The organism is Marinomonas posidonica (assembly GCF_043643765.1).
Classification (GTDB): Bacteria; Pseudomonadota; Gammaproteobacteria; order Pseudomonadales; family Marinomonadaceae; genus Marinomonas; species Marinomonas posidonica_A.
On record NZ_JBHZSP010000021.1, the window covers coordinates 16,110 to 27,411 of the forward strand.

The window sequence follows — 11,302 nt, forward strand, 5'->3', positions numbered from 1 at the left end:
CTTTAGTATAGGACATCTTGTGTGACAGTTTTTATCACCTTAGTTAAGCGATCCAATATTGGGGCGTTAAGTTTGTACCAATGCCAATAAAGTGGCAAGGCGATTTTGTCACTTGGAAACAGGGAAATCAGCTGCCCGTTTTCTAACTGTTGTTTAACCTGGACACTAGGAACTAAAGCACAGACTGTGCCACCCATGACAAGTTCTACGAAACCGTGTGAAGATGGGTACCAATGACTGTTGTTGACATCAGCTTTTATTTTTAAACATTCCGTTTGATAACGTTCCCACAACTCATCGTTTTCGTTATAGACCAGAGAAGGGGAGTTAGCAACGGAATGGACACTGACGTCACCGTGCAGATAGTCATCAATAAAAGATTGAGTCGCGACCAGTTCGTAACTCATATTACCCAAAAATATCACATCACCCCCTGCGACGGGTGTACCTATTTGGCTTAAACAAGCCACTACTTGTCCACTCTGCAGCATGCTGCGAGTTTGGAGTTGGTCCGCCGCTTTGATGTGTAATTTGGTGGTGCTGATGTTAGCAAACGCCTGCATCACTTGAATAAACCAGGTGGCCAGCACGTCATTGTTGGTCGCAATATTAAGTGGTTGGTGACTGACTTCTCCTTGAATGCTCTCCTGTAAGCCCTCTTCTAGCAAACTCACCTTATTTAAATGAGCAAGAAGCTTTTCTCCTAACGGGGTTGCTACTACGGGTCTGGCGCGAATCAATAACGGGCGCCCATACTCCAACTCTAGACGTTTGATGTTTTGCGATACCGCTGATTGTGTGATGTGAAGTGCCGTGGCTGCCTTGTCAAAGCTCTGGTATTTCACCACCGCCTGTAAGCTGATCAATGCTTTATAATCGAACATAAGTTTTATTAATGCAGTTTAAATTTAATTAATTTTAATTTAGTGGTCTCTTTGCATAAGATCAAGTCAATTATTAGGAGATGAACTTATGTTGGCTTTAATGAGTGGTGCAATCACAGGTGGTGGTTTGATTATTGCGGTGGGTGCGCAGAACAGTTTTCTATTAGAGCAAGCACTAAAACGTCATTATGCGTTTCCTTTGGCATTGTTGTTTATTGTGAGTGATGCGATTTCCATGATGCTGGGCGCCTTTGGGATTGGGTTATTGTTGCAAACGCATGACTGGTTACTGGCTATTTCTCGTTGGGGCGGTGTCGCATTTTTAGCCTGGTTTGCTTACGGTAAATGGCGAGCGTCTTTTCTAGAAGAGCATTTAATTTTAGAGCTATACACCAAAAAACTCGCTATTTGGCCTCTGTTTATGATGGCCTTAGCCGTAACTTGGTTAAACCCACATTTTTATTTAGATACCATGATTTTAATTGGTAGTTTGGCAAATCAATGGCAAGAAGAGAAATGGCAGTTTGTCATGGGGGGGATATTGGCCTCCTTTGCGTGGTTTCTATCCTTAGCGTTTGTTGGGCGATTGTGTGCCGCCTTACTCGAGAAAGCGAGCTTTTGGCGCTGGTTTAATCGCATCAATGCGTTGTTGATCTGGTTTATTGCTTTTCAAATTGCCACCCAGCCTTTCTAAGGAGGGTGGCTTTAAGTGTGGAGGGATTGGCTAGAGTTTGATTTCTACCTCGTGGCCTTTCTCTTCGGTTTGAATGGATGAGTCAGCTTCGACTAGCATCTCTGCGGTGGCAACGGACGATACGGTCAGTGCGACTGGAATCTGATCCCCTTGCTCTTCGATAACCATCGCAGGTTGTGCATTAATACGGTACAAGGCCACGAGAATGACAAAAATGTTCATGAAAGATACGAACCAGAAAAGCGCGTTTAAGCTGATCCAATCCATCAAAATAGCAGCCGATATAGGACCAATCATCCCACCGACGCCATTTAGCAAGATAATGCCGCTACTGGCAGATAAAATTTGTTCCGGTCTAAGCTGATCATTAATGTGTGATGATGCCAGTGAATACATAGGAAAGATAAAGGCACCAATCATAAACATCCCGATCATCATGATGATCTGGTTATCCATATTGTAGCCAAACGGCACAATAAGTGCGGTTACGCCTCCGACAATGGCCACCCACAAAATGGTGACCCGTCGATCTTGTCGGTCTGATAATAAGCCAATTGGCCATTGTAATAACATGCCGCCTATGTAGCTGGCCCCCGTAAACAGGGATATTTGGATGATGTTCATGCCGATACTTTTGGCATACAACGCCCCTAAGCTGAGCATTGCCCCAGACGTGATACCAGCAATGGTGACCCCTGTGACCCCAAGCGGTGCGGTTCGAACCAACCCCATGATGTTGAGCTTTTCTGGAATATCAATGGTCGGCGATGGGGTTCTGACCAATAATAACGGTACCAAAGCCAAAGAAATCAATACGGACGTTAGGATGAAAAGTCCGTAACCTCCTGGCGAAGCAATGTTCAGCAGTGCTTGGCCTAATGTCTGGCAAGCCCAAATCTCAATAATATAAATGGAAAATAAGCGACCTCGTGTGGTGTTGGTGGAGATTTCATTTAGCCAACTTTCGGTGACAATAAACAAGGCGGCGTAGCATAACCCGGTACACATACGCATAAAGATCCAAAACCAAGGGTTAACCAATACGGACTGCATAAGGATGGTGATTGAGGCGAGAGAAGCCACTGCCGCAAACACTCGAATGTGACCAACGTTCTTGATCCAGTTTGGCACAATCAAGGAACCCACAATGAAACCTAAATAATAGGCCGACATGATTAACCCAGTCGCGGACGTATTGAACTCTTCAATGGACGCACGGATACCGATAAGCGAGCTTTGCAGGGCGCTGGCTATGGTTAAAATCGCAATGCCAAAGAGTAAGCTCCAGATAGGCAGCAGGGTTTGCTTTAACATGTCATGTCCTTGTTCATTTCACTGGGAAATCTGAAAAAAAGCAGCTGGTTAATATTTCGGCAGACTATACCGATAGATTTCCTGAATGCAATGCTTATTCTTCGTGAGTAGAAGGTTTTTGGGTCTGCTCAAAAAGCACAATAAAAGCGAGGGAAGCGTGAAGACACAGTTCAAAAAAGCGAACCAATTCGGTTCGCTTTTGGGGTACAAATTAGAGACTTTCATCTCGTCCGAAATGCTTGCCTAATAAGGCGTGGTAGAAGTTATGATCCTGCAACACACCAAGACATTGATCTTCCTCCATGAGAATCATAAATTGATCTGCGTGATAACGAATTTCAACCGCTTCACGCATGGCAATGTTTGCAGGTACAAGGAAGACAGCGTCTTTTGGTGTATTGGCTAAAATTGTCTCAGGCGTCCAATCTACAGTCGCTATTTCACTATTATGATTATGAGCTTTGATTAGCTTACCACCATCCAATTCAATCCAAGCGTCATCATTGACCATGATACGATTATCTTTTACTGCTAATTGATCAATCGGTGTCATCAAAGAACGACCACGTAATACATTGAGTGGGTTGGTGTGCGCAACAAATTTTTCAACGTACTCTGTCGCTGGATTCAAGACGATTTGCTCTGGTGTATCTTCTTGGATAATACGAGCCGATTCCATGATGGCGATTTTTGTACCAATTTTAAGCGCTTCGTCTAGGTCATGGCTGACGAAAATAATGGTTTTATTCAAACGCTTCTGTAATTCGATTAATTCGTCTTGTAACTGAGAACGAATTAACGGGTCCAGTGCTGAGAAAGGTTCATCCATTAAGAGTACATCTGTGTCCATGACAAAAGCACGTGCTAAACCAACACGTTGACGCATACCACCAGATAGTTCGTCAGGCTTTTTGTCGGCCCACTGGTCCAAGCTCACCATCTTCAATTGCTCGCGAGCTTTTTGAAGACGTTCTTCTTTCGGCATGCCTTGCATCTCAAGTCCGAAAGCCACGTTTTCTAGTACGGTAAGCCAAGGCATCAGAGCAAAACTTTGAAACACCATAGAGACACGATGAGTGCGCATATGACGTAGAGTGGTTTCATCACACTTCGCCATATCAATCATGCTATCGCCATCTCTAACTAGGCAGCGACCACGGGCAATTTTATTTAAGCCATTCACTGCTCGGAGAAGAGTCGATTTACCAGAGCCTGATAGGCCCATTAATACACAGATTTCACCTTCATTGACTTCGATGTTGGCATTTTGCACACCAACCACATCGCCAGACATGCCTAGAATTTCATCGCGGCTGTGACCTTTGTCCATTAAGGGCAAGGTTTTTTCTTGATTGTCGCCGAAAACAATGTCGACATTTTCAATGGATACAACAGTCATGAATTAAACCTCGTTCTTAACGGATGGGGTTTTACAAATACGGTCAAGAATGATGGCCACCAAGACAATGGCAACACCCGCTTCAAAACCTTGAGAAATGTTTACGGTGTTCAGTGCACGTACAACCGGTTTACCGAGTCCGTCCGCGCCAACCAGAGCGGCAATAACCACCATAGAAAGAGACAGCATGATACATTGAGTTACCCCTGCCATAATGCTTGGCATGGCTGCTGGCAGCTCAACTTTGTAAAGCAGTTTAGATTTTGTACAACCGAAGGCTAAGCCCGCTTCTAATAACTCGTTTGGTACCTTGCTAACACCTAGGTAAGTCAGACGAATCGGTGCGGCAATAGCAAATATAATGGTTGAAATCAGGCCAGGTACGTAGCCTAATCCAAATAGAATGAGTGTTGGGATGAGGTAAACAAAGGTTGGAATGGTTTGCATTAAATCCAACATGGGGCGTAATAAAGTATACAGCCAAGGTCGATGCGCTGCAGCGATTCCAATTGGCACTCCGATGAGTACGCTTATCGCGGTAGCAGACACAACTAGTACTAGGGTTTGGATGGTCTCAACCCAATAGCCCATATTAATAATGAGTAACAAAGCGGCGGCAATAAAAACCAGCAGGCCGATACTGCGATGAAGGAACCATGCACCGGCTAATACAACGCCAATGACAACTAAAGGATGAAGCCATTCAATGGCATCAACCATAGAAATAATCATAGTTTCTAGTGTGATTGAAACTAGGTCAAAAAAAACGGAAGCCGCATCAACTAGCCAATCGACAAAGTTTTCCATCCAAGCGCCAAGAGGAATTTTATTATCCGTCAGCCAATTCATATAGTGTTCTCCCGAAGATTAAATAAGACATGTTATGCAGCCTAGTGGACTGCATAACATGTTGAGGTGTGACAAAGAGGGTATTAAAGCCCTAGGTGTGCTTTAACCGCACTTAGGCCATTGCTACCAGAGGTCGTGTTAACGCCTTCTAACCAAGCATCAAGAACGCCTGGGTTCGCTTTTAACCAATCACGAGCAGCAACATTCGGCTTCTTGCCATCGTCAAGAATAGCGCCCATGACTTCGTTTTCCATTGGCAATGAGAATGTTAGGTTAGTGAGCAATTTACCAACATTTGGACATTCTTCTAAATAGCCTTTACGGATATTAGTGTGCACGTTTGCACCACCGAAATTAGGACCGAAATAATCATCGCCACCGGCTAGGTATTCCATATCGAAGTTGGCGTTCATTGGATGTGGTGCCCAACCTAAGAACACAATCCATTTACCACGGCGAGTGTTACGGCTGACTTGTGACAACATACCGGCTTCACTGGATTCAACCAGTTGGAAATCACCAAGACCAAACGCGTTTGAGTCGATCATGTCTTGGATGATGCGGTTACCGTCGTTACCTGGTTCAATACCATAGATACGACCAGAGAAATCTTTACGGTGTTTGGCAATGGCTGCAAAATCGGTGACACCTGCTTCATAAGCATTTTTGCTAACGGCCAATGTGTATTTAGCGCCTTTTAGGTTTGGACCAAGGTCTTCAACTGTGCCGGCTTTTAGGTAAGGTTCGATATCCGCTTGCATGGTTGGCATCCAGTTTCCTAGGAAAACATCAATGTCACCGTTAGCAAGTGAAGTGTAAGTGACCGGGACAGAAAGCAATTGAGTTTTGGATTTGTATCCTAAGCCTTCTACCACTTCGCTCGTAATGGCGGTTGTTGCTGTAATGTCAGTCCAACCTACATCAGAAAAACGTACCGTTGAGCAGCTTGCTGCCATGGTGAAGCCTGACACACTAGCCAAACTAATGGCGATCGCGGTTTTTGTTGCTTTGTTTAACATACCTTACCCTCTCTTTTGTGATAATCAAAAATTGATTAGTGCCATATTGTCATTGCAATATCGAGCGTTCTACCTTGCTCCATGGTGTATTATTCGACCATTCTTAGCATTTACTGTTACTTAATGTGGGCGATAGCCTCTATCAGGCATGATCAAATCTAAGTAATCTTCTATTAGTTTAGCGGATGTTTCTTTGTGGATACCGCCAGCCAAAGATCCTTGTAACCACATACCATCAATCATCGCCGCTACAGTGCAAGCCACATTACGCGCTTGTACCACTGGAAATTCGGTTTTTAATACATGCACCAAAGCGCTTTGAAGACGCTTAGAATAAACACGTTGTAAACGAAACAGTGACGGAGTATGCATGGCTGACGCCCAAAAACCCATCCAAGCTTTGACCACTTGGGGATGGGTTTGAGATTGACTAAAGCCTGCTTTAACTATAGCCATCACTTTATCTTTAGCGGGTTTATCTTTCGATTTCATGACTTCGTCAGATAAAACTTCAAAAAATTCACGAATCAAGCTTTTCATGGTCTCTTCGAATAGACCGTCTTTGCCACCAAAGTAATGGTTTATAATGGCAGGTGAGACGCCTGCTTTTTTGCCAATAATACTGACGGTAGCGCCAGAAAAACCATATTTATCAATGGCTTTAATGGCAGCCTCGATGAGTTGAGGCTTACGTATTTCGGGCATTCCTACTTTGGGCATTGATGAACCTTTTTATTAAACAGCTGTTTAACGAAAACTATACTAGGCTGATTGTGCAATTTAGGTCAACCCTTGACAATTCTAAATATTAGTGCTCTAACTAATTTAACTATATGATTTAATTGGAAAAAATATACTTTTAAATTTTTTCGAGGTCTTTTTTGTGAAGCCTTATGTCGGTTTGGGATAAAAAATAAGCAAGATGTTGCATTTTTGAGTCAAATCCCCCCTGAGAAACGGGTTATTTAGTTGGAATTTTTTAATGACGGTTTTGTGTTAGATATCGTGTGATGAAGGCCATAGGGTACTCACAAGTTCTCGTTATTTATCAATGAACTGGGTATGATGAAGATTAAACTGATGAGTGGAGCTTTGTCTGATGGATGTATCTTCTTCTGTATTTGACCGTATTATTGATCGTTCTGAAATGAGTAGTGATAAATGGGCAAAGTACCCTGAACAGGTGATTCCAATGTGGGTGGCTGACATGGATTTTGATGCGCCTGAGTGCATCAAAACAGCTCTTAAAGAGCGAGTTGAGCAAGGCGTATTTGGCTATACACATACTCCGAAGGCTTTAGTTCTGGCTATTCAGAATCATCTTGAGGCTCGCTATGCTTGGTCCATTTCTGGTAACCATTTAGTGCACCTGCCGGGATTAGTTTGTGCTCTACATTTAAGTGTTCAAATCTTTTCAGAGAAAGGTGATGGTATCGTCGTACCAGGACCGGTCTATTATCATTTGACTAGGGCGCCAGAGCTCGCTGGCCGTGAATTACACAAGATTGACATGGTATTGCAGGATGACCGCTGGTTGCCTGATATGCAGGCCTTTGAAGCAGCATGTGCTAAACAAAACAGTAAAATGGTGCTGTTATGCAATCCTCACAATCCTGGTGGTACGGTATTTCGTCGTGAAGAGTTGCTTGCTATCCACTCGATTGCTGAGAAATACGATTTATTAGTGGTCAGTGATGAGATTCACTGCGACCTTATTTTGGATGATTTACCTCATATTCCTTTTGCTAGTTTAAATGAGGATGCGGCTAAACGTACGATCACGTTAATGGCACCAAGTAAAACCTTTAACATCGCGGGACTGGGCTATGCCTTTGCGGTGATAGAAAATGCCCAGTTGCGACAAACGTTCAAGCAAGCCCGAGCTGGTTTAGTGGCTTCCCCAAATATGTTGGGTTTAACTGCTGCCATGTCAGCGTATGAGGATGGACAGCAGTGGCACCAGTGTTTATTGAAGTATTTATGCCAAAACCGCGATTACTTGGCTCAGCGCTTGGCTAATACACCTCTGAAGATGAACCACTTAGAAGGAACCTATCTTGCTTGGATTGACGCCTCTGACGTACCTGTTGAAGATCCATATGAATTTTTCTTAAACGCCGGCGTAGGTGTGTCATCGGGTAAGGACTTCGGCAACGCCTCATTTGTTAGACTAAACTTTGGTTGTCCGATGAGTCTTCTTCAGCAAGCTTTAGATCGTATTGAAGCAGCCTTAGCAAAGGTTGTTTGATACGTAGAAAAGGTGCCTCTTGTTATGAGATGGGCATGTTTGTATTGATGATTATGCCATCATGCCCGTTTTAAGGAACTTATAACGCGAGTGTCAGTCCTATTTTATTGTGCATCGCAGGAGTGCGATTCACTCATTCATGATGGTCTTTGGCATAGCGGGATGCACTGCTTTAAGTATCAACTTGCTTGTGTGCTAAATGATTGATTTTTCTGTTCGTTTTGGTTTTTTTGCGATCATTTTGGTGTGCCTAATTGGTTGGCAATGGTGGCAACCGAGAAGTGCCTTATTATTGTGGCGTAAACGTTGGCCACATAATTTATTCTTGTTAGTTTTAGGTGCGATTTGCGTTCGTCTTATTCAGCCACTTTTGTTGTCGTTTATTGCTTTATTAGGTAATGATGTAGGTTTATTCTCTCAATTATCCTGGCCAACCTGGCTGACGATTTTATTCAGTATTGTTTGTCTGGATTGTTTGATCTATTGGCAACATAGGCTGTTTCACCGAATTCCTTGGCTATGGCGCATTCATCGCGTTCACCATTCCGATCCTGAGTTAGACGTGAGCTCGGCGGTACGTTTCCATCCTATTGAAATCATTTTGTCTTTGGTGATTAAAGCGACGGCCATTTATTTGTTAGGGATTCCTGTTATTGCCGTTTTGCTGTTCGATATTTTATTGAACGCATCAGCCATGTTTAATCACACTAATGCTCGTTTACCACATCCACTGGAATCCATCGTCCGGCGGGTTCTTGTGACGCCAGACATGCACCGCATTCATCATTCGCGTCGAGACATTGAAGCAAATCGTAATTTTGGTTTTTTTCTGAGTATTTGGGATGGGATATTTGCGACTAAATGTCAGCAAGCACTTGGAGGGGATGCGGCTATCCGCATTGGTTTGCCTAATACTAAAACATACCAACCTAATTCATTTAAAGCACTATTAATCATGCCCTTTAAATTGGTCATTCGTAATAAACAAAAGTAGGGAATATTATGAGCTACCATGAACTTAATTTTATCGAAATGCGCGTTATTGGTTGCCTCATTGAGAAAGCCATTACGACGCCAGAATATTATCCATTGAGCCTGAATTCATTACAAACCGCTTGTAACCAAAAGTCTAATCGTGAGCCTGTGATGACCTTGTCAGAACAAGACGTTCAGGATGCAGTGGACTCCCTTGTTGAGCGTGGGTTGATCACCGAAGTGGCTGGTGGCCACAGCCGTGTAAGCAAATATCAACATCGATTCTGTAATACTGAGTTTTCGGACCTGAAATTCGATGCAGCACAAACCGCGGTGATTTGTCTGCTATTTTTACGAGGGCCACAAACACCAGGTGAGCTGCGTTCTCGAAGCGGGCGTTTACATGATTTTGACTCAAGAGAGGAAGTGGAAGCCGCTCTGGAGGCTCTGAAAAACATGGTAGGTGGTCCTTATGTTGAAGTCTTACCCAAACAAGCTGGCAAGCGAGAAGCACGATTTCAAGAGTGCTTTTGCCTAGATTCTGAACGAGTCACTGTCTCATCTAAAGAAGAGGCATATCCGCTGAGTAATGCTTCTCTTGAAAGTAGAGTCAATGAATTAGAGTCTCAGGTATCGAGTTTAATGGCGCGAATTCAAGCGTTAGAAAATGCCAGTGGACTATAATGACCTTTAGGGTCAAACTTAGGGCATTTTTACAGCTCGGTTGTTTCGTCTGAAATGACCGCATTTGGTTAGGTTAAGGGGGAAGCGATGAAGACATTACGCTGGGGAATTATCGGTACAGGGCAAATCGCCAATGCATTTGCGAGTGATTTCCGTTATGTGAAGTCGGGAGAGCTTAGAGCTGTCGCTTCAAGAAATAAAGCGTCTGCAGATGCTTTTTCGGCGAAATATGACATAGAACTGGCGTTTGTGGATTACTTCTCTTTGATCAATAGTCATGAAGTCGATGTGATTTATATTGCCACCCCACATGTACATCACTATGACCTAGCAAAAGCTTGTATCTTAGCGGGCAAAGCGGTTTTGTGTGAGAAGCCTTTTACCCTAAATGAGGCGCAAGCGAGCGAGCTCTATGAATTAGCTGAGCGACATGAAGTGTTTGTCATGGAAGCCATGTGGACCCGTTTTAACCCTGTGATTGAGCAGGTATTGGAATGGGTTGAAGAAGGTGAAATCGGCCATTTACAAAGCATCCAAGCGAGTTTTAACTTTGTCGCACCGACCGATCCAAATCACAGACTAATGAATCTTGAAATGGGTGGTGGGGCTTTATTGGATGTGGGGATTTACCCTGTGTTCTTAGCTCAGTTGTTCTTTGGAAAGCCGGATTTTGTTCAGAATCAAGCCGTCATTGGTGACACGGATGTGGATGTATTTGAGCAAATTTTGTTGGGATGGGAAAACGGGCAGCTAGCGTCATTGGAAGCGTCCTTGATTTCTTGTCATCCGAATCGTGCGATTTTATCTGGCACAAAAGGTTATATCGAAATTGACTCTGAATGGTTCTGTGCAAAGTCGTGCCGCATAGTGGATGGGGCTAAAAATGAACGAGCCGTTGAATTTGATTTCCCCGGTATGGGCTATCAATTCGAAGTCGATGAGGTTAACCGCTGTTTGGAAGAAGGCCTGCTACAAAGCCCCAATCATAGTTGGCAAGACAGCTTGGCATTATTAGCCACACTTGATGAAGTACGTCAGGACATGGGCTTGTATTACCCCGGAGAAGAACAACCGTCTCATGAGGATCTAGAGCACCATCATCATGAGCATAGCCATCATAAGCATTAAATAGGCTGAGTTGATAATAAAAAGCCTCGTTATGAACTGACCCCATAAAGTTGGACTCTGTTCTAAGCGGCTTTCAAGGCCTGATTCCGATACGCTATCGGACTCAGG

The 11,302-nt window shown here is 43.6% G+C and carries 11 protein-coding genes; 5 read left to right on the top strand and 6 right to left on the bottom strand.

Features of this window, described 5'->3' with window-relative positions; translation table 11 throughout:
* Positions 1 to 2 precede the first annotated feature (2 nt).
* Positions 3 to 884, bottom strand: a complete 882-nt coding sequence (locus ACHUFM_RS17600; protein WP_394183900.1) for an ArgP/LysG family DNA-binding transcriptional regulator — start codon at positions 882 to 884, stop codon at positions 3 to 5.
* 88 nt (positions 885 to 972) lie between these two features.
* Between ACHUFM_RS17600 and ACHUFM_RS17605 the strand changes: the two genes are divergently transcribed.
* Positions 973 to 1,578: a LysE/ArgO family amino acid transporter gene (locus tag ACHUFM_RS17605; RefSeq protein ID WP_394183901.1), complete on the top strand. Its 606-nt coding sequence runs from the start codon at positions 973 to 975 to the stop codon at positions 1,576 to 1,578.
* Between the two features lie 30 nt (positions 1,579 to 1,608).
* Here ACHUFM_RS17605 and ACHUFM_RS17610 read toward each other — a convergent pair whose 3' ends face one another.
* The 5 genes from ACHUFM_RS17610 to betI form a co-directional block, all read right to left on the bottom strand.
* Positions 1,609 to 2,892, bottom strand: a complete 1,284-nt coding sequence (locus ACHUFM_RS17610; protein ID WP_394183903.1) for an MFS transporter — start codon at positions 2,890 to 2,892, stop codon at positions 1,609 to 1,611.
* A 211-nt stretch (positions 2,893 to 3,103) separates the two neighbouring features.
* Positions 3,104 to 4,291, bottom strand: a complete 1,188-nt coding sequence (choV, locus tag ACHUFM_RS17615; RefSeq protein WP_394183905.1) for a choline ABC transporter ATP-binding protein — start codon at positions 4,289 to 4,291, stop codon at positions 3,104 to 3,106.
* Between the two features lie 3 nt (positions 4,292 to 4,294).
* Positions 4,295 to 5,140, bottom strand: a complete 846-nt coding sequence (choW, locus tag ACHUFM_RS17620; protein ID WP_113875793.1) for a choline ABC transporter permease subunit — start codon at positions 5,138 to 5,140, stop codon at positions 4,295 to 4,297.
* A gap of 83 nt (positions 5,141 to 5,223) precedes the next feature.
* Positions 5,224 to 6,159: a choline ABC transporter substrate-binding protein gene (locus ACHUFM_RS17625; RefSeq protein ID WP_394183907.1), complete on the bottom strand. Its 936-nt coding sequence runs from the start codon at positions 6,157 to 6,159 to the stop codon at positions 5,224 to 5,226.
* 120 nt (positions 6,160 to 6,279) lie between these two features.
* The gene (gene betI, locus ACHUFM_RS17630) at positions 6,280 to 6,879 is read right to left on the bottom strand and encodes a transcriptional regulator BetI (protein WP_394183908.1); all 600 of its coding nucleotides are present in this window, start codon (positions 6,877 to 6,879) and stop codon (positions 6,280 to 6,282) included.
* Between the two features lie 379 nt (positions 6,880 to 7,258).
* Between betI and ACHUFM_RS17635 the strand changes: the two genes are divergently transcribed.
* The 4 genes from ACHUFM_RS17635 to ACHUFM_RS17650 all read left to right on the top strand — a co-directional run bounded on the left by ACHUFM_RS17635 (position 7,259) and on the right by ACHUFM_RS17650 (position 11,194).
* Positions 7,259 to 8,407: a MalY/PatB family protein gene (locus ACHUFM_RS17635; protein WP_394183909.1), complete on the top strand. Its 1,149-nt coding sequence runs from the start codon at positions 7,259 to 7,261 to the stop codon at positions 8,405 to 8,407.
* Positions 8,408 to 8,606: 199 nt separating this feature from the next.
* Positions 8,607 to 9,401, top strand: a complete 795-nt coding sequence (locus ACHUFM_RS17640; RefSeq protein WP_394183911.1) for a sterol desaturase family protein — start codon at positions 8,607 to 8,609, stop codon at positions 9,399 to 9,401.
* An 8-nt stretch (positions 9,402 to 9,409) separates the two neighbouring features.
* Positions 9,410 to 10,066: a YceH family protein gene (locus tag ACHUFM_RS17645; RefSeq protein ID WP_394183912.1), complete on the top strand. Its 657-nt coding sequence runs from the start codon at positions 9,410 to 9,412 to the stop codon at positions 10,064 to 10,066.
* A gap of 87 nt (positions 10,067 to 10,153) precedes the next feature.
* On the top strand, positions 10,154 to 11,194 hold the full coding sequence (locus ACHUFM_RS17650; protein ID WP_394183913.1) for a Gfo/Idh/MocA family protein: 1,041 nt from the start codon (positions 10,154 to 10,156) through the stop codon (positions 11,192 to 11,194).
* Positions 11,195 to 11,302: the final 108 nt, after the last annotated feature.